Here is a 20,548-nt window from a genome sequence, read left to right as displayed (position 1 = left end):
GCCGGTCACTGCCCCGGTGCGACGGACGGCCGGCCGCTCAGCATCACGCTGTGCCCGCGGAACTCGGCGACGGTCTCGCCGGTGGGGCGCCGCACGGTCACGTCGTACACGCCGGTGCGGCCGGCGCGGACCCGTTCGACCGCCTCGGCGCGCAACTCGTCGTCCACCTCGGCCGGACGCAGGAACGTGACCTGCGCGTGCTGGGCCACCGCGGCCGGCCCGTGGGTGTTGCTGGCGTACGCGAACGCCGCGTCGGCCAGCAGGAACAGGTATCCGCCGTGGACGGTCCCGTGCCCGTTGGTCATGGTGGCGGTGACCCGCATCCGCAGCAGAGCGCGGCCGGGCCCGAGATCGTCGAGCTGGATGCCGAGGTTCTGACAGGTGAGGTCCCGGTGGTACATGGCTGTGGCGATCCGGATCGTGTCCATGGTGGTAAGCGCCCCCGCTCGTGCCGGTGAGATCGAGAGCGAATCTAACTGTGCGGGTACAGCCTCTGACTAGCCGTGATCAACCATGGACAGCCACCACTGTCTGGTTCGAGAGCCTTTGTCAGCTACCTTTGGCGCCCTCGGCCAGGCTATGACGCATTAGTCGAAATCACTGACTCGTGATTGTTCGCACCTAACATCCCGTTATAGGCGGGATCCGGCGGCCTCTACAGATTGCCCAGTGCGACCCGGCCGGCGGCGGTGGATCTGTACAGATTGCCTGCTGTCGGCTGGACGCGTTGTGCACCACAGGCCGGTGGCCAAAGCTGGAGCGGCGCAGCGACCCCGACGGAGGTAAGAGTGACCGCACCGCCCCGGCTGTTCCTCGGCCTGCTCGACGACGCGGCCATCTTCCCGCCCGGCAACGCGCCGCTGCCGGACGCCGTACGGGCACACCAGGAACGCCGCACGTCGCCGCTGGCGCCGCTGCTCGGCCCGTTCATCTGCTCCCTGCCTCGCTGGCCGGAGCTGACGACGGCATTGCCGGCCGGATCGCCGCTGCCGGTCTCGCTCACCCTGCCCGGCGGGGCCGCGGACGTCTCCGCCGCGGTCGCCCGGGCTCAGGCGGAGCCCCGGGTGGACCTGGTGGCGCTGGAGGTGCCCGTGTCCGCAGCCGGGCTCGCCGAGCTGGCGGCCGCGGCCGAGCGGTACGTGCCCGCGGCGGTGCGCACCTACGTCGAGCTGCCGTGGGCGGACGTCACCGCCGCGACGACGGCCACCCTCGCCGCGGCCGGTCTGCGACTCAAGATCCGTACCGGTGGGGTGGCCGCCACCGCCTTCCCCGACGAGCGGCAACTGGCCGCGGTCCTGGACGCCGCGGTACGCGGCGGTGTCGCGTTCAAACTCACCGCGGGTCTGCACGACCCGGTCCGGCACCGCGACCCCGCCACCGGCTTCGAACACCACGGCTACCTCAACGTGCTGCTCGCGACCGCCTGCGCCGTTGAGGGAGCAGACGTCGCCGCCGCGCTGGCCGACCAGGACGGCGTACGCGTAGCCACCGCGATCGCCGGCCTCGACGGCTCCCTGGCCGGACGGATCCGGCAGCACTTCATCAGTTTCGGCACGTGCAGCATCATCGAGCCGGTCGACGGCCTGCTGCGCCACGGACTTCTCCCGGAGGACCCGCGTTGAGCACCGTCTCCACCCCGTTCGGCGTCGCGACCCTGCCCTACGGGGTGTTCAGCACGGCGCCGGGCAGCCGGGCCCGGGTGGGCGTGGCGATCGACGACCTGATCCTGGACCTGGCCGCCGCCGTGCAGCAGGTCGCCCCGGAGCTGGCCCCCGTCGTGGCGGGCCCGTCCCTGGACACCCTGCTGGCCGCCGGACCCGAGGCCTGGTCACGGGTGCGCGCCCTGGTGACCGGCTGGGTCGCCGACGACGCCTTCGCTGAGCGTTTCGGCCCGCATCTCGTGCCGGCGCGGGACGCCGTCATGCACCTGCCGTTCACGGTGGCCGACTACGTCGACTTCTACGCCTCGGAACAGCACGCGACCAACCTCGGCCGGATGTTCCGGCCCGGCCAGGACCCGCTGACCCCCAACTGGAAGCACCTGCCGATCGGCTACCACGGGCGTGCCGGCACCGTGATCGCCTCGGGCACCGACGTCGTCCGCCCCTGCGGCCAGCGCCGCGGCAGCGACGGCGAGATCACCTTCGGGCCGTCCCGGCGCCTCGACATCGAGGCCGAGCTGGGCTTCGTCGTCGGCACCCCGTCGGCCCTGGGCCGGCCGGTGCCGCAGACCGCCTTCGCGGCGCACGTCTTCGGGATCTGCCTGGTCAACGACTGGTCCGCCCGCGACATCCAGGCCTGGGAGTACGTGCCGCTGGGCCCGTTCCTGGGCAAGTCCTTCGCCACCTCGATCTCACCGTGGGTCGTACCGCTGGCCGCGCTCGCCTCCGCCCGGGTGGCACCGCCGGCCCGGACCGTGCCACTGCTGCCGTACCTGGACGACTCGCGGACGCCGCCGTGGGGGCTGGACGTCCGGCTCGAGGTCCGGCTGAACGGCCATGTCGTGTCCCGCCCCGGGTCCGGCGGCATGTACTGGACCGGCGCGCAGATGCTGGCCCACCTGACGGCTAACGGGGCGTCGCTGCGCACCGGCGACCTCTACGCCTCCGGCACCATCAGCGGCGAAAGGCCGGACCAGCGGGGCTCACTCATCGAGCTCTCCTGGGGCGGCGCGGAGCCGCTGCGGCTCCCGGACGGCAGCACCCGGACCTTCCTCGAGGACGGCGACGAGATCGTGATCAGCGCGAGCGCGCCCGGCGCGGACGGTGCCGTCATCGGGCTCGGCGAGGTGCGCGGCCGCATCCTGCCCGCCCTGGATCCATCCCGGTAGGCCCCTGTCCGGGCCCCGGCAGCCGTGCCGGATCATCTTCGGCATGGCTGTTCTGGTGGAGATCCACATTCCGATGACCGCTGACGGTGAGTGGATCGACGACGTCGGTGACTTCATGATCGATCTCGAGGACGAGCTCGGCATCGAGGAGCACGACGACGGCGAGGAGTACGGCGACGTCTACATCTTCTTCATCGCCGGCGCGAGCGAGCGGACGCTGCTGGCCGCGGCCTCCCGGGTGGCGACGCGGGAAGGTGTGCCCGCCGGTGCCTTCGCCATGGTGACCGACACCAACGCTCCGCAGTTCGGTCTGGGCCGCCGGGTGAACCTTCCGGTGCGGTGACCTCCTCATCCGAACGGGGGACCCCGGGCCGCCGATGATCGACTCTCCGTCATCATTCTGGTAACTACTCTGTGTAGTCGGCCACTGGTGGCCGGCCGGGCGAGATGCGGTAATTGACCCTGAAATCAGCGTGACGAAAAACCGTGCGTTACTCGCGGCTCTCACTCGCTGTGTCGGCGGCTCGTTCGCCCTTCAGGAGGCTCCCGTATGTCGCTCACCGCTCGCCTGCTCGGCGCCGGGCTCGCCGCTTCGCTGCTCGCCGGCGTCGTCGTCGCGCCGGCCCGCCCCGCCCAGGCCGCCCCGGCCACCGACGTGACCAGCCGGCAGGAGGCCGAACGCGTCGACCGGGTCCCGACCCCCGAGCTCAAGTGGTACACCTGCTACGGCAGCGCCCAGTGCGCCACCGTCCGGTTGCCGCTGGACTACGACGAGCCGGACGGCGCCACGGTGCAGATCGCCCTGCTCCGCGTGAAGGCGCGCAAGCAGGCGCAGCGGATCGGCAGCCTGTTCGTCAACCCCGGCGGACCGGGCGGATCCGGCACCGACATGGCCGCGCTGGCTCCCGCCTTCCTCAGCGACAGCGTCCTGGACCGCTTCGACGTGGTCGGCTTCGACCCGCGCGGCATCGGCGCCAGCGACAACCTCAAGTGCTTCCCCTCGACCCGCGAGCAGGTGCTGACCCAGGCGCCGCTGAACAAGTTCTTCCCGTACGGCGCGGCCGAGGAGGAGAGCTACACCAAGGCCGCCCGCGCGGTCGGTCAGGCCTGCTCCACCACCGGGGCCACGCTGGCCGGGGCGATGTCCACGGCCGAGGCCGCCCGGGACATGGACGTGCTGCGCCGCGCGGTCGGCGACCCGAAGCTGACCTACCTCGGGTTCAGCTACGGGACCCTGCTCGGCCAGTACTACGCGAACATGTTCCCCGACCGGGTCCGCGCGCTCGCCCTCGACGGGGTCGTCAACCCGAAGTCCTGGACCGGTGTCCCGGCGCAGGGCTCGCTGCAGGACAGCAGGCTGCGCTCGGCTGACGCCGCGTACCGGGCGTTGCGCACTCTGCTCACCCGTTGTGACCACGCCGGGAAGAAGCGCTGCGTGTTCGCCGCCGGTAACCCCGAGCGGCACTTCGCCGCCATCGCTCGCTCTCTGCGCACCAAGCCGCTGCTGCTCGGCCGGGACGAGAACGGCAAGGCGGTACGGCTGACCTACGCGGACTTCATCGGCCTCACGCTGTCGGGCCTGTACTCCGCCGACGCCGGCGAGTTCGTCACCTCCATCGCCGCCGCGGTCGAGACCTTGCGCGCCGCCCCCGCGGGCAAGAGCGCGAAGAAGCGGTCCGTCGCGCGGGCCGAGCTGCGTGCCCACCTCTCCCGTGTACGCACACCGGCCCGCGACTTCCCGTACGACAACACGCTGGACGCGTTCAGCGGTGTCATCTGCACCGACGCCGACCACCCCCGCGACACGAGCATGTGGCCCGCACTGACCGCCGCCGAGGACGCCCGCGCCCCGTACTTCGGCCGCGCCTGGGGCTGGGGCACCGTCCCCTGCGCCGCCGACACCTGGACCGTGCGGGACGAGGACGCCTATCGCGGACCGTTCAACCGGACCACCAGCGCGCCGGTGCTGTTCGTGGGCAACTACTGGGACCCGGCGACGAGCTACCGGCAGGCCGAGTCGGCGACCAAGCTGCTACCGGGCAGCCGCCTGCTGTCCAGCGACAACTGGGGCCACACCGCGTACGGCACCTCGGCCTGCGTGACCAAGGCCATGGACCGCTACCTGCTCGGTGGGGCTCTGCCCGCGGCCGGCACCGTCTGCCACTCGCCGATGCAGCCCTTCAAGCGCCGGGTGTCCACGGCAAGTGCCACGGCCCAGGCCGAAGCGAAGCAGCTTCCGCCGGTCGACGGCCCCTACGCTGCTTCGTCCCCACTGCCTCTGGAGTACCGACCGTGAGCCCCGACCACCGCGACGTCAGCGTCGTCATCCCGACCCACTCCGAACGGCGCTGGCAATCCCTGGTCCGTACGGTGCGATCCGCCCGTACTCAGCGGCACACCCCGGCCGAGGTGGTCGTCGTGGTCGACCACAACCCGGCACTGTTCCGCCGCGTCCGGCGCGAGCTGCCCGGCGTCACCGTGCTGGAGAACGTCTACGCCCGGGGCGCCTCCGGCACCCGCAACACCGGCGCGTTCCACACGGGCACGCCACTGATCGCGTTCCTCGACGACGACACCGTGGCCGCCCCGGACTGGCTCGGCCGGCTCATGGGACCGTTCGCCGACCCGGCCGTGGTCGGTGCCGGCGGCGGCATCCTCCCGGCCTGGTCCGGCGAACGGCCCCGGTGGATGCCCGACGAGCTGCTGTGGACCGTCGGCGTCTCCTACACCGGTATGCCGACGGCCACCGCGCCGATCCGCAACGTCTGGTCGGCCAGCATGATGGTCCGGCGCGACGCCTTCACCGCCGTCGGCGGCTTCCGGACCGGTTTCGGCAAACTGGGCGACCGCAACCGGCCCGAGGACACCGAGCTGTGCCTGCGGATGAGCGCCGCGGGCGGCGGGCGCTGGATGTACGTGCCGGGCGCGCTGATCGACCACGAGGTGCCCGCCGAACGCGCCACGTTCCGGTTCCTGATGCGCCGCTGCTACGCCGAGGGCCGTGGCAAGGTCCAGATGGCGCGGCTGCTGCCCCGCGTGCAGAAACTGGGCGTCGAACGCGACTACGTCCGCCGTACGCTGCCGCGGGCGGTGGTCCGTGGCTTCGTCGCGGCCGGCAACGGCCGAGGGGTCGCGCACGCGTTGCAGGCCGTCACCGTCGTGGCGGCGGTGGCCGCGGCCGGAGTGGGTGGCGGCCTGGAGACCCTGGCCGAGCTCGTGCAGACCGACTTGAGCGACAGCCGCAACTGATCGGGCACAGCCCGGCCCGAGATCCACTGATTGACAATCCCGAAACATGGGGATACATCTATGTGACCGTTAACAACGATGTCGTGTCCTCGCAGCGTCCGGTACGCGCTGCGGCCGCAGCCACGCGAAAGGCACATCATGCGTTCCTGGTCACCGCGCTTCTCCCTGCTCAAGATCCGTACCGTCGCCGTCGCCGCCGCCGCGGCGCTCGTCGCCGCGACCTTGTTCGGCCTGCCCGGGCCCGCCCGGGCGGCCGGCACCCTGCCCTGCGACATCTACGCCGGGGGCGGCACGCCGTGCGTCGCGGCGCACAGCACCACCCGCGCCCTGTCCGGTTCCTACAACGGCGCGCTCTACCAGGTGCGTCGCTGGTCGGACGGCGCCACCACCAACGTCGGTGTGCTCAGTGCCGGCGGCTACGCGAACGCGTCCACCCAGGACTCGTTCTGCTCGGGCACCTACTGCACGATCGTGCGCATCTACGACCAGACGACCCGGCACAACGACCTGACGATCGCTCCCGGCGGCGGCGCCAATCCGACGGCGGACCAGGGCGCGAACGCCGCGGCCCTGCCCGTCACGGCGGGCGGGCACAAGGTCTACGGCGTCTACATCTCCGCCGGCAACGGCTACCGCAACAACGCGACCAACGGTGTCGCCACCGGCAGCCAGCCCGAGGGCATGTACATGGTCACCGAGGGCACCCATGTCAACGACCGGTGCTGCTTCGACTACGGCAACGCCGAGACCAACAACCTGGACACCGGCAACGGTGACATGGACGCGATCTACTTCGGCACGCTGTGCTGGTTCTCGCCGTGCGCCGGTGGCCCCCGGGTGGCCGCGGACCTGGAGAACGGGTTGTTCGCCGGGGGCAACGGCTCCTGGACGGCGAACACCGGGCGCAGTTCCCCCTTCGTGACGGCGGTGCTGAAGAACAACGGCACGTCCACGTACGCCATCAAGGACGGCAACGCGCAGTCCGGCGGCCTGGCGACCCGGTACGACGGAGCGCTGCCGAGCCAGGCGGGCTACCGGCCGATGACCAAGCAGGGCGCGATCATCCTCGGCATCGGCGGGGACAACAGCAACGGCTCCGTCGGATCCTTCTTCGAGGGCGTCATGACCAGCGGCTATCCGAGCGACGCCACCGAGAACGCCGTGCAGGCGAACATCGTCTCCGTCGGCTACGGCAAGAACGTCAGCTTCCCGGCCAACGGCGGCACCTACCGCCTCACCAACCTGGCGAGCGGCAAGGTGCTCGACGCGGTGAACTGCGGCACGGCCAACGGCACGGCGGTCGACCAGTGGCAGCCACTGGGCAACACGTGCCAGCAGTGGCGCTTCACCAACGTCGGCGCCAACAAGTGGACGATCACGAACGTCAACGCCGGCAAGGTGCTCGACGCGGTGAACTGCGGCCAGGCGCTCGGCACCGCCGTCAACCTGTGGCAGTCGCTCGGCAACCTGTGCCAGCAATGGGCGGTCATCCCGGCGGGCAACGGCCGCTATGAACTCGTGGTCGAGAACAGCGGCATGGTGCTCGACGACGTCAACTGCGGCACGGCCAACGGCACCAGAGCCGACCTGTGGATGTGGCTGAACAACACGTGCCAGCTCTGGTCCATCGCGCCCTAGGCGGGGCTGTCCGGGCCAGGGTGCGGTGCGGGCCGGCGGCTGCTGAAGCCACGACGAAGCCGTGGTGAAGCCGCCGGCCCGCACTCTCTTCTGGTCGTGGCCGATCGGCGCCACGGTGACCGGAGGAGGGACATGGCCGGCATCGCACCCAGCCCGGCGATCGCGGTGAGCGGGCTCCGCAAGTCGTTCGGCGGCACCGCCGTGCTCGCCGGCGTCGACCTCGAGGTCCCGGCGGGCACGACCTTCGCCCTGCTGGGACCGAACGGCGCGGGCAAGACCACCGCCGTGCGGATCCTGTCCACGCTGATCGGATTCGACGGTGGCAGCGCGTCGGTCGGGGGACACGACGTGGCCCGGCACCCCGACGCGGTCCGGGCCGTGATCGGGGTGACCGGCCAGTTCTCGGCGGTGGACAACCTGCTGACCGGGGCGGAGAACCTGACCCTCATGGCCGACCTGCATCACCTGGGCCGGACCGAGGGGCAGCGCCGGGTCACCGCGCTGCTGGACCGCTTCGATCTCGCCCCGGCCGCCCGGAAGGCGGCGCTGACGTACTCGGGTGGGATGCGCCGCCGGCTGGATCTCGCGATGACGCTGGTCGGCCGGCCGCGGGTGATCTTCCTGGACGAGCCGACCACCGGTCTCGACCCCCGCAGCCGGCAGCTGATGTGGCAGATCGTGCGGGAGCTGGTGGCCGACGGCGTCACCATCTTCCTGACCACTCAGTACCTGGACGAGGCCGACGAACTCGCCGATCGGATAGCCGTGCTCGATCACGGCGAAGTCGTCGCGGCCGGGACGCCGGACCGGCTCAAACGCAGTGTCCCGGGAGGCCACGTGCGCCTGCGGTTCAGTGACGCGGCGAGCCTGGAGGCGGCGTTCCGCTCACTCGGGGGAGCGACCCGCGACGATGAGGCGCTGAGTCTGCAGGTGCCCGGTGACGGTGGAGTGCCGGCGCTACGGCAGTTGCTGGCCCGGCTGGATCAGCACGGCATCGAGGTCGACGAGCTCACCGTGCACACCCCTGATCTCGACGATGTGTTCTTCGCCCTCACCGGCCGCCCGGCCGGGACCGCGGAGGTGACCCGATGAGAGACGCGACGACCATGCTGCGCCGCAACGTGCGGCACACCCTGCGCAACCCCGGCGCGATGATCATGACGATCGGGCTGCCGGTCGCCCTGCTGCTGCTGTTCGTCGGCGTGTTCGGCGACGCCCTGAACGCGGGCCTGGCCCTCACCCCGCGCGACGGTGACTACATCGACTACGTCCTGGCCGGAATCATCCTGATGGCCGTCGGCTACGGGGCCACGACGACGGCGCTGGCCGTCAACCGCGACATGACCGAGGGCGTCATCTCCCGGTTCCGCACCATGGCGATCTCCCGCGCGTCGGTGCTGACCGGGCACGTCATCGGATCCGTGGCCCGCACGCTGGTGGGCGTGGCCCTGGTGATCGGTGTCGCGCTGCTGCTCGGATTCCGGTCCGGCGCCGGCCCGGCCCGGTGGCTGGCCGCGTTCGGCCTGATCGCCCTCGTGTCCCTCGCTCTCACCTGGCTGGGCGTCGCGGTCGGCCTGGCCGCTCGAACGGCGGAGGGCACCGGCCCGTTCACCCTGGTCGTGCAGCTGCTGCCGTTCCTGAGCAGCGCATTCGTCACCCCGGGAGCCATGTCCGGATCGGTCCGCTGGTTCGCGGCCCACGAACCCTTCACCCCGGTCATCGACACGCTCCGGGGGCTGATGCTGAACCTGCCGGTCGGCGACACCGCCGTGCTCGCCGTGGGCTGGTGCCTGACCCTGACGGCGGCGGGCTACCTGTGGGCGCGGCTGCTGTTCCGGCGTGATCCGGTGCGGTGAAAGGGCCTAATCCGCGTACGGGATGACGGTCTCGAAGGCCGGGTGCTGTTCGACATCGATGAGCAGCGCCCGGTTCTGCCGCGGCATCCACTGCGGCAGGGAGTGCTGGATCCGGTCCGGGCCGACCCGTGGGACGTCGCCGCCGGCCACCACGACCGACGAGACCAGCTCGTGCCGGGCGCGCAGGCCGAGGGCCTGCTGGAACCGGCTCGCCGACCGCCACCAGCCGATGACGTGCGTGCCCTGTCGCGGCCCCCGGTCGAGGACCCGGCGGAACTCGGCCAGATCACCGACCTCATCGGAAGGGTCGGGCCATATCTCGTCGACGGCGTAGAGGACGAGAAAGTGGGGCGTCGTCCCGCCCAGGGCGAGATCGAGGAAGAGGCCGAGATCCGCTGCGCCGCAGATGGCGATGTCCGGCCGGTCGGCGTCGCGCCGCAGGCGAATCGCTTCGGCATGCGAGACGTTGTCCGGGCACACCAGCGTGATGTGCGCTTCCCCGGCGGGAAACTGCCGGGTGAGCGAGCGTACCGCCGACCTGATGACAGCTCGGGCGATGTCGTCCCGGTTGCCCACCACGGCGAGGTTGCGACCGGAGCGCCGGTCGAGCCGCACGAAGGCCGGCCGATCGGCGACGTCGATCGCGTGGCCCACGGCGACCGCCGGCGCCATCCTCGATGCCGTGGTCAGCCGGCGGAACGCGGCCACCTCGTCGAGCCGCGGCACCACGTCGCCGTCGAAGACGACCGGTGGTTCCGCGTCGGGCGATCGCATCTGCCACAGCCGGTGGCGCAGGTCCGACCAGTCCTCGATGCCACTGGCGTACGGCACCCGGGTGACCCGGCTCGCCTCGGCCGCCCCGGATTCCTCGTTGAACGCGGCGTGATCCCGCGGGATGCGCTCCGCGAGCTGGTTCATCTCGGAGAGCACCCGTTGCGCCCTGGGCAACGCGATCCGCAGGCTGAGCTGTTGCACCAGCGCCGGTCGGCCCCACAGGGACTCGGTCCCCGCGATGTCCTGGCTGGCCAGCAGCAGATGGACACCCATGGCCCGCCCCCGCCGTGCTACGTCCTCGAGCAGTTCAGCGCACTCGCTCGCGTAGCCGTTACGGCCGGCCAGCATGACCTGGAACTCATCGACCACCGCGAGGATGCGTGGCCAGTGTCCCGTGGGGTCGTGCAGCCTGAGCTCCCGGATGGTGGTCGCGTCGAACTTCTTCGCCGCGGCCGCGCGTCGCCGCATCTCCCAGTGCAGGTGCCGGAGCATGGCGAGACCGAACTCCTGGTCGGAGTTGATGTTGATGCCGACCAGCCGGGCGTGCGGTAGCCACGGCTTGGTGCGGATGTCGGGGGCGAGCCGGTTGAAGGAGACACCCTCCTTGAAATCGAGCAGGTAGAGCTCCAGCTCGCTGGGCGAGTACTTCGTGCACAGGCCGGCCAGCAGCGCGAAGATCACGTTCGTCTTGCCGGAGCCGGAGGGCCCGCCGATGAGCCCGTGCGGCGGTCGGTCGCCGAGGCGTACGTCGACCGGGGCACCCAGCGCGTCGACGCCGACCCGCATGCTGAGCCCGTCGGCGGACGAGGCCGACCACCAGGTGCCGGCCACGAGGTCGGTGAACCTCAGGGCCTGGGCGACCGGTCCGTCCGGGACGGGTGCGGACGGATCGACCATCTGTCTGAGCCGGTCCAGGTAGCGCTCCAGCTGGTAGATCTGCCCGGACATCCGCCGGATCTCGCCACGGGCGTCGCCCAGCAGCTGGAGCATCACGTCCTGTGACTCGTCGGCGGGCACGTCCTGAGCCGGCATCTCGACCGGAGGCGGTGGCATGGCAGCCCGGGGCGGCGATGCGGGGGTTTCGTAGTAGCGCGGGGCGAGCCGGGTCCAGGCGCGTTCCCACTCCAGGTGGTCGTCGACCCCGACGCCACAGCAGGTCAGGAAGGCGATGAGAAAACCGCGTCGCGGGAATACGTTGCCATTCAGGAGCTGCCCGATCGTCGTTTTCGACAGCGGCAGGCCATGGTTCCGGGCTCGCGTGCTGAGTTCGCGATAGGACGGTTTGTCGGCGAGGATCCACAGTTTCTTGAGGCACCGGGCGAGGTCTTCCTTGCCGCTCACGGCATTGAGGGCCGCCGAGATCTCGTCCGTGAGCTCCACACCGTTCGATCCTAGCCGAGCCGCGGACCGGGGACCAGTGACGTCCGCGGTTGTCCCGAGGCGTCCGCGGACAGTTCCTTTCTGTCCGTCCCGGTGCCGAGAATGGCCGCGACAGCCCATTTCGCGGCGGCGGTTGCTTCACTTTTCGCAATGCCATTCATGCGAAGGGAGATGTCATGGTCGCGCCACTGACAATCGTCTGGATCGCCCTGTCGATCCTGGCCGCCACCATGGTCGGTGTCCTCGCCGGCGTGCTGGCCTGGTTGGATGACCGGCGGCCGGCCCGCGCGGTGCTCGTCGGCGGCGGCGCGGCGGGTGGGGTGCTGGTCTTCGCGGTGGCCGCGGGCGCCTTCCTGACCGACCTCAGCTAGCCCCGCAGTGCGGCCGATGCGGCGGCTCTCAGCCCGTCGTGGTCCAGGCCCGCGTACGACGACACCGCGTCGGTGTACGCGAGCAGGTCCGCGTTCCGGGCGACCTCCCTGATGCGGGCGGGGGACATGGTGGGCTGGAAGCCTCGCTGCCAGCCCAGCCGCTCGGCCAGCGCGATCAGCCGTACGCCGGAGACGGTGGCACCGGCGTCGAGGTCGGCCATCGCCAGCGCCAGCAGAAGCGAACCACAGGCGGGCAGGTCGACGGCGGTGGCCGAGGCGAGCGTGGCCGACATGATGTCCGGCAGCGTGGCGGTGAGGTCCTCGACCAGGGCGAGCCGGCCGTACCGGGCGTGGACGATCACGGCGACGGCCCGGACCTCCGACGCCCACGGTCCCGCCCCGGAAGGGTCGTCGGCGGCGAGCCCTTCGGCGGCTCGCCGCCAGAGGTGCAGGCCGCCGTCGATGTCGCCCCGTCCGAGCCGGATCTCCGCGCGGGCACAGACGTCGAACATCGCCAGATCGGCCGCCGCGGTGCCACCGATGAGCGCGATCTGCTCCAGCCCGCGCTCGGCGTCGGCGTACGCGCCGCGCTGCAGGTTCGCCAGCACGATCGCCCAGCGCGCCCGGTTCGCGCTGCCCCGGGCCCCGTGTTTCTCGACGATGGACAGCGCGGCGCTCAGGTGCCGGAAGGCCTCCTCGCCCGGTTCGACCTGCAGGCAGAACTCGCCGATGCGGGCGTGGGCGACGGCACGCATCCAGCCGTCGGATTCGTCGGCCAGGCAGTCGAGCATCCGCCGGGCCGCCCGCAGCGCACCGTCGAGGTCGTTGGCGCTCTCCAGCGCGGAGGTGAGCGCGTAGTTGGCGACGGCGGCAGTCATCGGGTCGTCATCGACGCACAGCTGACCCAGGGCACTGGCATCCGGGGCGGTCAGAGCGGCCTGGACCGCTCCGACGAAAGTGCCCGGTGCGGGCTGGGGCAGCCGGCGCAACGTCACCAGGGCCCGCAGCGGGCGGGGACCGCGCAGCAGAAAAGCACTCAGCGCGCAGAAGGCCGCCGCCGTACGGGTCACCTCGACCAGCGCGGGCTCCGGGCGGAGTCGTGACAGCACCGGCGGCACCTGCTCGGCCAGCACCGTCAGGCGGGTGAAGTTCGATTCGGTGAACCACACGATGCTCAGCACCGCCGCGGTGGCCGCGACCGTCGAGCCGTCGCCGCGATCCACGGCGGAGCGCCAGGCGTGCAGCAGGTTGTCCTGCTCGGCGCGGATCTCGTCCACGGACGCGCCGAAGTCCGCCGCGAAGGCCGCCTGCTGGTGCCGGATCCCGAAGTCGCGAGCCCACGCGAGGAAGTCGCCGACGACCCGTTCCTGCTCGCCGGCCGCCCGCAGGCGCGCCAGGCTGAACTCGCGCACGGTCTGCGCCATGGTGAAGCGCGTGCCCGGCCCACTGTCGGTCGCTCGCAGGAGCGACTGCTCGACCAGCCGCTCCAGGACAGCGTCGTCGCCGATCAGGTGAACCGCGGCGGCTGCGGTGAAGCCACCGGGAAAGACCGACAACGCGCGCATCGCCTGCTGCGCGGACGGCTCCAGGAGCTGCCAGCTCCAGTCGACGACGGCGTGCAGCGTGCGGTGCCGTGGTGGCGCGTCGCGGGCGTGACCGCGCAGCAGGCCGAACCGGTCGTCCAGCCGGTCGGTGATCTCGGCGACGGACATCGCCCGCACCCGGGCCGCGGCGAGCTCCACCGCGAGCGGGAGACCGTCCAGGGACCGGCACAGCCGCTCGACGGCTGCCGGGGGCAGGCCGATGTCGGGACGGGCCGCTCGGGCCCGCAGGCGGAACAACTCGACGGTCGTCGGCAGATCCAGCTCCCGCAGCTGGTACACCGATTCGGCGGACACATCGAGCGGGGCCCGGCCGGTCGTGAGCACCCGCAGGTCCGGCAGCGCCGACACCAGGGACTGCGCCAGCTCGGCGGCCGCGTCCACGACGTGCTCGCAGTTGTCCAGCACGAGCAGTGCGGGGCCGGGGACCAGGGCGTCGGCGATCAACGTGAGCACATCGGCCGGGCGGGCGCTCCGGCCGGCCGGATCAGGTCCGGAGTCGCGCGCGGACAGCGCCGAAGCGACCTCGCCGGCCACGTCCCCGCCGGCGTTGAGCCCGGCGAGCTCGACGAAGTGCACCGTCCGGTGCGACGCCTGCCGGCTGACCGCCTGCGCGAGCCGGGTCTTGCCCAGGCCGCCGGCACCGACGATCGAGGTGATCCGGGACGTCCGCAGCAGTTCCGCGACTGCGGCGATGTCCTCGTCCCGGCCGAGCAGCGGGTTGGGCTCGTGCCGGATGCCGCCGCGCACCCGGGGCGCGTCGGCCAGCAGCAGCTCACGGTGCACCTGCTGCAGGTCAGGCCCGGGGTCACTGCCCAGCTCGGCCCGCACCGCCTGCCGGTACGCGTCGTACCGGGACAGGGCCGCGGCCGGGCCGTGCGCCGCCATTTCCCCGCGCAGCACCTGCGCCAGGATCTCCTCGTCCCACGGGCATTCCGCAGCGAGCTCGTGGAGGGGCCCCGCCGCCTCGGCATGGTGTCCCAGCCGGGCCAACGCCAGCGCCCGGGCGCGTCTGAGCTGCCGCCAGGCCGGCAACCGGGCGACGCGCAGCATGGTCAGCGGATCAGCCGGCCCGCTGTCCCAGCCGGGGGCGCCTTCGCACAGCGCGAGACCGGCCTCGGCGTGGTGCAGGGCTGCCGCGTGGTCGCCGTCCCGGGTGCAGCGCCGGCTCGCGGCCGCGCTGAGCAGGACGGCGGAGGCGTCGACCTGATCGTCGCCCAGCGCGAGCCGGTAGCCGGCCGGCGTACTGGCGATGACGCCGGGGCCGAGCCGGGCGCGGGCCCGCGTCACCAGCACCTGCAGGGCCTTGACCGGGTGCTCGGGCGGCCCGTCCGGCCACAGCGCGTCCGCCATCCGCGCGGTGCTGCAGCCGGCGCGAAGGTCCTCGGCGAGCAGCGCGAGCAGAGCTCCCGTCCGGGCACCGGCGATCTCCTGGCCGCGATGACTCACCCTCGTCAGCAAGGTGAGCTCGATGTCCACAGTCGTACGGTAACGGAACCGGTCATCACCACGACGCCGGCGAAGGTGCCTTTCAGCGGGGGAACGGCGGCAGCGCCCGGCTGTCGAGCCAGGCGGCGAACAGGCCGTCCAGCGGCTCGCGGGCGAAGCGCTGCGCGTGCGCCCGGAACTGCTCGGTCGTCACAGTCGCGTGCCGGTGCTCGGCGACCCACGCGCGCAGCATCGTGAAGAACGGCTCCTCGCCGATCCGCTTGCGGAGGGCGTGCACCGTGAGGGCCCCGCGCTTGTAGACCAGCGGGTCGAACATCCGGTCGATGCCCGGGTCGGCCACGACGACGTCCCGCGGGCGGGCCGCGATGCGCTCGTACCACTGCGCCGCCAGGGCTTCGGCCGGCAGGTCGCCGGCGACGCCGGACCAGAGCCATTCCGCGTACGTGGCGAAGCCCTCGTTGAGCCAGATGTGGCGCCAGTCGGCCACCGTGAGGCTGTTGCCGAACCACTGGTGGGCCAGCTCGTGCGCGACGAGCCGCTCGTGCGTGCGCCGCCCGTCGAGGTGGTTGCGGCCGAAGATCGCCATGCCCTGCGCCTCGACCGGGTCGTCGAGGTCGTCGTCGGCGACCACGACGACGTACTCGCGGAACGGGTACGGCCCGAACAGCCGCTGCATCGCCGCCATGATCTCGCCGTGCCGGCCGAGATCGTGGGCGGCGTTCGCGCGCAGCGTGGGCGGGATCGCGGCGCGCTGCACCACGTCGCCGGCCGCCAGCTCGAGCAGCTCGTAGCGGCCGATCTGGACACTCATCAGGTACGGCGAGGTCGGCTCGGACCGCTCGTACACCCAGGTGGTGCTGCCCGCGCCGCGCCGCCGGGACACGGGATCGCCGGTCACCAGCACCGTGTACGGCGAAGGGGCCGTGACCGCCACCCGGAAGGTGGCCTTGGCGCCGGGCTGGTCGTCGCACGGGAACCAGGACGGCGAGCCGTTGGGCTGACTCGCCACGAGGACCCCGTCGGTGAGCTCGTCCCAGCCGAGGTCACCCCAGCGGCCGGAGATCGGCACCGGCTTGCCCGCGTACCGGATCTCCACCCGGAAGGTGTCCCAGGCGCCGATCGGGCGCTCCGGCCTGACCTGCAGCTTGTCCGGCCGGTGGGTGTACTTGACCCGGCGGCCGTCGACCCGGACGTCCTGCACCTGGAGGCGGCCGAGGTCGAGGGTGAACCGCGACAACGGCTGCTCGGCGATCGCGGTGACGACCGCCCGGCCGGCGAGCCGGTTGGACACCACCCGGTAGTCGAGGTCGAGGTCGTAGTGCAGGACCCGGTAGCCGCCGTTGCCGTGCCCGGGCAGGTACGAGTCGCCGGAGCGGTCGGCGCCGGGCGTGGCACCACGGGATCCCGGCGCCGGGGTCACGGCCGGCGGGGGGCCGGGGCCGGCCAGGTCGCGATCGGGTTGCCCCGCCACCGGCTGTCGTCCGGCACGGCGTCGCCGCGGGTCACCAGCGAACCGGGGCCGATGGTGGTGCGGGCGCCGATGCTGGCGCCGGGCAGCACGATGCCGTGCGGGCCCAGGGCGGCTCCCGCGCCCAGTGTCACCTCGTCCATGCTCATCACCCGATCATGGAACAGGTGGGTCTGCACGACGCAGCCGCGGTTCACCGTGGCGCCGTCACCCAGGGTGACCAGGTCGTACTCGGGCAGCCAGTAGGTCTCCAGCCAGACGCCGCGGCCGATCCTCGCCCCGAGGGTGCGCAGCCACGCGGTGAGCAGCGGCGTGCCGGTCGCGAAGCGGACCAGCCAGGGCGCGGCGAGGACCTCGACGAACGTGTCGGCGAGCTCGTTGCGCCACACGAAGGAGGTCCACAGTGCGCGCTCGGCGACCCGGAACCGCCCGACCAGCAGCCACTTCGCGGCCGTCGCGGTCGCGGCGGCGACGATCGCCGCACCGAGCAGCACCGGGCCGGCGGCGAGCGCGGCGACCCCCAGGCCGCAGCTCTGCCACACGAAGGCGAGCGCGGCCAGCACGCCCACCGCCAGGGCGGCGGCGCACATCACCGGGACGATGCGGCACAGCTCGATCGCGGCCCGGGCCAGCTTGAGCCGGAGCGGCGGGTCGAAGGTGCGGCTGGTGTCGGCCGCCTCGACGGTACGGCGCAACGGCATCGGCGGCGCACCGAGCCACGACGTGCCCTTCTTCGCCTTGCGCGGGGCCGACGACAGCACGCCGACGAGTCCCCGCTTGGGCACCGAACGGCCGGGTGCGGCCATCCCGGAGTTGCCCAGGAACGCCTGCTTGCCGATCCGGGCCGGGGCGACCCGCAGCCACCCGTGGCTCAGCTCGTACGTGGCCACCATGGTGTCGTCGGCCAGGAAGGCCCCGTCGGCCACCGTGGTCATCGCCGGCAGCGCGAGCACGGTGGAGGCTTCCACGCCGCGCCCCACCTTCGCGCCCAGCAGTCGCAGCCACACCGGCGTGAACAGGCTGGCGTAGAGCGGGAACAGCCCGACCCGGGCCATCCCCATCAGCCGCTCGGTCGTCCACACCTGCCACGCCACCCGGCCCTGCACGGGGTGGTATCCGGCGCGCAGGCCGATGCTGAGCGCCCGGACGGCGACGAGCACCACAAGCGCATAGCCCACGACGTAGGCGACCGTGCCCACCGCGACGGCGGCCAGCATCGTGCCGACGGCCGGGCGGACGGTCGCCGTCCAGCCGAGCAGGACGAGCCCCGGCAGGGCGGCCGCGACGGGCACCAGGCCCAGCAACTGCGCGGTGATGCCGTACGCGGCGGTCCAGAACCGGGACGCCACCCGGGAGCGCGGCGGACGCTGGGCCGGCCAGGCGGCCGCGTCCTTGGCGGCGGGGGCCGCCGGCGAGCCGGCCCAGCGCTGGTTCGCCGGTACGGCACCGGCCACGGTCGAGCCCGCGGCGATCCGCGCACCCTTGCCGATCCGGGCGCCGGGCATCAACGTGCTGCGGGACCCGACCCGGGCGCCCGCCCCCACGCGCACCTTGCCGATGTGGACGACATCGCCGTCGATCCAGTGGCCCGACAGGTCGACCTCCGGCTCGATCGCCGCGCCCCGCCCGAGCTTCAGCAGGCCGGTGACCGGCGGCGCGGAGTGCAGGTCGACGTCGGGACCGAGCTGCGCGCCGAGCGCCCGGGCGTACGTGACCATCCAGGAGGCTCCGGCCACGCTGGTGGCGCCGGACAGCTCCGCGAGCCGTTCGGCGGCCCACAGCCGCAGGTGCACGCGGCCACCGCGCGGATAGCTGCCCGGGCGTACGCCGCGCAGCAGCAGCCGGGCTCCCGCGGCGGCCACGGCGATCCGGCCGAGCGGGCTGAACAGCAGCGCCCAGCCCAGCGCCACCCACCACCAGGACACGACCGGCGTCCAGGACGCCGGGGCCAGCAGCGCCAGGACGTTGCCGAGGGCGGCCAGCACGGTCAGCCAGCGCAGCCCGATCAGCGCCAGCATCGGGACCATCAGCACGGCCTGGACGAGCCCGGCGCGCCGCGGCGTCGGCCGGACCTCCCGGCGGGTCGCCGCCGTGGTGTCGAGCGCGTCCAGCACCGCCGCCAGCCGCGACAGCCTCGGGTGCAGGTAGATGTCGGCCACCGAGACCCGCGGGTGCCGCCGGCGGATCCACGCCACCAGCTGCGCCGCGTTCAGGCTGCCGCCGCCGTGGTTGAAGAAGTCGGCGTCCGCCTCGGTGGGGCGCACACCGAGGATCTCGGCCCAGCCGCCGGCGAGCCACTCCTCGGTCGCGGTCAGCTCACCAGCCGCGTCCTCGGCGACGGCCAGCGGCCAGGGCAGCGCGGCCCGGTCCACCTTGCCGGACGTACGGGTCGGCAGCGCGTCCACCACGGCCAGCAGCGGCACGAGCGCGGCCGGCAGCTGCTCACGGATGCGCAACGCCGCCGCGGCGGCATCGAAGGTGACACCGTCGGCGGGCACCACGTACCCGACCAGCAGTTGATTGCCCGCGGCGGTCCGCTGCACCGCGGCGGCCGCCCCGGCGACCCCGGGCAACGCCTGCAGGGCGGCGTCGACCTCGCCCAGCTCGATCCGGCGCCCGCCCAGCTTGACCTGCTCGTCACCCCGGCCGACGAACAGCAGCCCCTCGGGCTCGGCCCGGACGATGTCCCCGCTGCGGTACGCCCGCGACCAGCCCAGCGACGGCAGGGGCGCGAACTTCTCGGCGTCCTTGGCGGCGTCCAGGTAGCGGGCCAGACCCACCCCGCCGATCACCAGCTCGCCGGTCTCACCCAGCGCCACCGGGTCGCCGGCGCTGTCGACCACCGCGAGCTCCCAGCCGGCCAGCGGCAGCCCGATGCGCACGGGACCGTCGCCGGTCATCCGCGCGGCGCAGGCCACCACGGTGGCCTCGGTCGGCCCGTACGTGTTCCAGACCTCGCGTCCCTCGACGGCCAGGCGCTGCGCGAGCTCGGGCGGGCAGGCCTCCCCGCCGAAGATCAGCAGCCGTACCTCCTCCAGCGCCTCGACCGGCCACAGCGCGGCGAGCGTCGGCACCGTCGACACCACGGTGATGCGCTGCTCGGCGAGCCACGGGCCGAGGTCGACGCCGCTGCGCACCAGCGACCGCTCGGCCGGCACCAGGCAGGCGCCGTGGCGCCAGGCCAGCCACATCTCCTCGCAGGACGCGTCGAACGCCACCGACAGCCCGGCCAGTACCCGGTCCCGCGGGCCGATCGCCTCACTGGCCTCGTCGGCGAGGAACAACCGGGCCTCCGCGTCGACGAAGGCCGCCGCGGCGCCGTGGCTGACCGCGACCCCCTTCGGGGTGCCGGTCGAGCCCGAGGTGAAGATGATCCAGGCGTCGTCGTCCGGCCCGGGCCGGGCGGACCGGCCCTCGGGGGTACGGCGCAGCGAGACGCTCAGCCCGTCACCGAGCACCGCGACGACCCCCGCCTCGCCGAAGACGAGCTCGGCCCGTTCAGCGGGATCGTCGGCGTCGACCGGCACGTAGGCGGCACCGGCCGCGAGCACGCCGAGGATCGCCAGGTACAGCTCGGCCGTGCCGGACGAGATCCGGACGCCGACCCGGTCGCCGGCGCCGATCCCGTGCCCGGCCAGCGTCGCCCGGATGGCCTCGACCTCGTCGGCGAGCTCGCGGTAGGTCAGCGCGGTGGTGCCGTTGTCGAGCGCCTGGGCGCCCGGGTGGGTGCGTACGGTGTCGTCGAAGATGTCGACCAGGGTGCAGGTGGCCGGCGCCGACGGGGAGCGGAACACCGCCGGGGGCACGGGTGCGGCGACGAACGGAGGGAGCGTGACCAGTTGCGGTTCAGTCGTCACGGTCACCGGGCGTGCACCATCTTCACCTCGAGGGTCGGCGTCAACCAGGCGTGCGGCATACGGACCCGCCCTGGG

14 protein-coding genes are annotated in these 20,548 nt (G+C 72.7%); 9 read left to right on the top strand and 5 right to left on the bottom strand.

What is annotated here, in order from left to right; translation table 11 throughout:
- Window positions 1-5: 5 nt before the first annotated feature.
- The gene (paaI, locus tag ACWEOZ_RS29220; RefSeq protein WP_451913871.1) at window positions 6-428 is read right to left on the bottom strand and encodes a hydroxyphenylacetyl-CoA thioesterase PaaI; all 423 of its coding nucleotides are present in this window, start codon (window positions 426-428) and stop codon (window positions 6-8) included.
- A 360-nt stretch (window positions 429-788) separates the two neighbouring features.
- On the opposite strand from paaI, the gene ACWEOZ_RS29215 reads away from it, so the two are divergent.
- From ACWEOZ_RS29215 to ACWEOZ_RS29180, 8 genes are all read left to right on the top strand, one after another.
- Window positions 789-1,622: a hypothetical protein gene (locus ACWEOZ_RS29215; RefSeq protein ID WP_451913870.1), complete on the top strand. Its 834-nt coding sequence runs from the start codon at window positions 789-791 to the stop codon at window positions 1,620-1,622.
- Entirely contained in the window at window positions 1,619-2,830 is a 1,212-nt protein-coding gene (fahA, locus tag ACWEOZ_RS29210; RefSeq protein WP_451913869.1) for a fumarylacetoacetase, read from the top strand. The genes ACWEOZ_RS29215 and fahA overlap by 4 nt, the downstream gene beginning before the upstream one ends.
- A gap of 43 nt (window positions 2,831-2,873) precedes the next feature.
- On the top strand, window positions 2,874-3,173 hold the full coding sequence (locus ACWEOZ_RS29205) for a hypothetical protein (RefSeq protein WP_451913868.1): 300 nt from the start codon (window positions 2,874-2,876) through the stop codon (window positions 3,171-3,173).
- 207 nt (window positions 3,174-3,380) lie between these two features.
- Window positions 3,381-5,126 (top strand): alpha/beta hydrolase, encoded by a 1,746-nt coding sequence (locus ACWEOZ_RS29200; protein ID WP_451913867.1) that lies wholly within the window; start codon window positions 3,381-3,383, stop codon window positions 5,124-5,126.
- Complete coding sequence (locus tag ACWEOZ_RS29195; protein ID WP_451913866.1) at window positions 5,123-6,079, top strand: glycosyltransferase family 2 protein; 957 nt, start codon at window positions 5,123-5,125, stop codon at window positions 6,077-6,079. The genes ACWEOZ_RS29200 and ACWEOZ_RS29195 overlap by 4 nt, the downstream gene beginning before the upstream one ends.
- A 138-nt stretch (window positions 6,080-6,217) precedes the next feature.
- A complete protein-coding gene (locus ACWEOZ_RS29190) occupies window positions 6,218-7,717 on the top strand; it encodes an arabinofuranosidase catalytic domain-containing protein (protein ID WP_451913865.1) in 1,500 nt (499 codons plus the stop codon).
- A 132-nt stretch (window positions 7,718-7,849) separates the two neighbouring features.
- Entirely contained in the window at window positions 7,850-8,809 is a 960-nt protein-coding gene (locus tag ACWEOZ_RS29185) for an ATP-binding cassette domain-containing protein (RefSeq protein ID WP_451913864.1), read from the top strand.
- A complete protein-coding gene (locus ACWEOZ_RS29180) occupies window positions 8,806-9,573 on the top strand; it encodes an ABC transporter permease (protein WP_451913863.1) in 768 nt (255 codons plus the stop codon). The genes ACWEOZ_RS29185 and ACWEOZ_RS29180 overlap by 4 nt, the downstream gene beginning before the upstream one ends.
- A 6-nt stretch (window positions 9,574-9,579) precedes the next feature.
- Here ACWEOZ_RS29180 and ACWEOZ_RS29175 read toward each other — a convergent pair whose 3' ends face one another.
- Entirely contained in the window at window positions 9,580-11,727 is a 2,148-nt protein-coding gene (locus ACWEOZ_RS29175) for an FtsK/SpoIIIE domain-containing protein (RefSeq protein WP_451913862.1), read from the bottom strand.
- A 176-nt stretch (window positions 11,728-11,903) separates the two neighbouring features.
- Between ACWEOZ_RS29175 and ACWEOZ_RS29170 the strand changes: the two genes are divergently transcribed.
- The gene (locus ACWEOZ_RS29170; RefSeq protein ID WP_451913861.1) at window positions 11,904-12,098 is read left to right on the top strand and encodes a hypothetical protein; all 195 of its coding nucleotides are present in this window, start codon (window positions 11,904-11,906) and stop codon (window positions 12,096-12,098) included.
- On the opposite strand, the gene ACWEOZ_RS29165 is transcribed toward ACWEOZ_RS29170, so the two are convergent.
- Genes ACWEOZ_RS29165 through ACWEOZ_RS29155 form a run of 3 tightly spaced genes read right to left on the bottom strand, consistent with a single transcriptional unit; the run spans window position 12,095 to window position 20,473 of the window.
- Window positions 12,095-15,178, bottom strand: a complete 3,084-nt coding sequence (locus ACWEOZ_RS29165; RefSeq protein WP_451913860.1) for an ATP-binding protein — start codon at window positions 15,176-15,178, stop codon at window positions 12,095-12,097. The genes ACWEOZ_RS29170 and ACWEOZ_RS29165 overlap by 4 nt on opposite strands.
- Window positions 15,179-15,230: 52 nt before the next feature.
- Entirely contained in the window at window positions 15,231-16,568 is a 1,338-nt protein-coding gene (locus tag ACWEOZ_RS29160) for a M1 family metallopeptidase (protein ID WP_451913906.1), read from the bottom strand.
- Window positions 16,565-20,473, bottom strand: coding sequence for a Pls/PosA family non-ribosomal peptide synthetase (locus ACWEOZ_RS29155; RefSeq protein ID WP_451913905.1), 3,909 nt, complete (start codon window positions 20,471-20,473; stop codon window positions 16,565-16,567). Before ACWEOZ_RS29155 ends, ACWEOZ_RS29160 begins: the two co-directional genes overlap by 4 nt.
- Between the last annotated feature and the right edge of the window lie 75 nt (window positions 20,474-20,548).

The organism is Actinoplanes sp. NPDC004185, assembly GCF_053603475.1.
The sequence above is the reverse complement of the archived record's forward strand: the minus strand, read 5'-3'. Positions and strand labels throughout refer to the sequence as shown.

Bases quoted from the DNA above. Each gene is read 5' to 3' on its own strand.
- paaI (WP_451913871.1), bottom strand. From the start codon at position 428: ATGGACACGATCCGGATCGCCACAGCCATGTACCACCGGGACCTCACC.
- ACWEOZ_RS29205 (WP_451913868.1), top strand. From the start codon at position 2,874: ATGGCTGTTCTGGTGGAGATCCACATTCCGATGACCGCTGACGGTGAG.
- ACWEOZ_RS29200 (WP_451913867.1), top strand. From the start codon at position 3,381: ATGTCGCTCACCGCTCGCCTGCTCGGCGCCGGGCTCGCCGCTTCGCTG.
- ACWEOZ_RS29190 (WP_451913865.1), top strand. From the start codon at position 6,218: ATGCGTTCCTGGTCACCGCGCTTCTCCCTGCTCAAGATCCGTACCGTC.
- ACWEOZ_RS29185 (WP_451913864.1), top strand. From the start codon at position 7,850: ATGGCCGGCATCGCACCCAGCCCGGCGATCGCGGTGAGCGGGCTCCGC.
- ACWEOZ_RS29180 (WP_451913863.1), top strand. From the start codon at position 8,806: ATGAGAGACGCGACGACCATGCTGCGCCGCAACGTGCGGCACACCCTG.
- ACWEOZ_RS29170 (WP_451913861.1), top strand. From the start codon at position 11,904: ATGGTCGCGCCACTGACAATCGTCTGGATCGCCCTGTCGATCCTGGCC.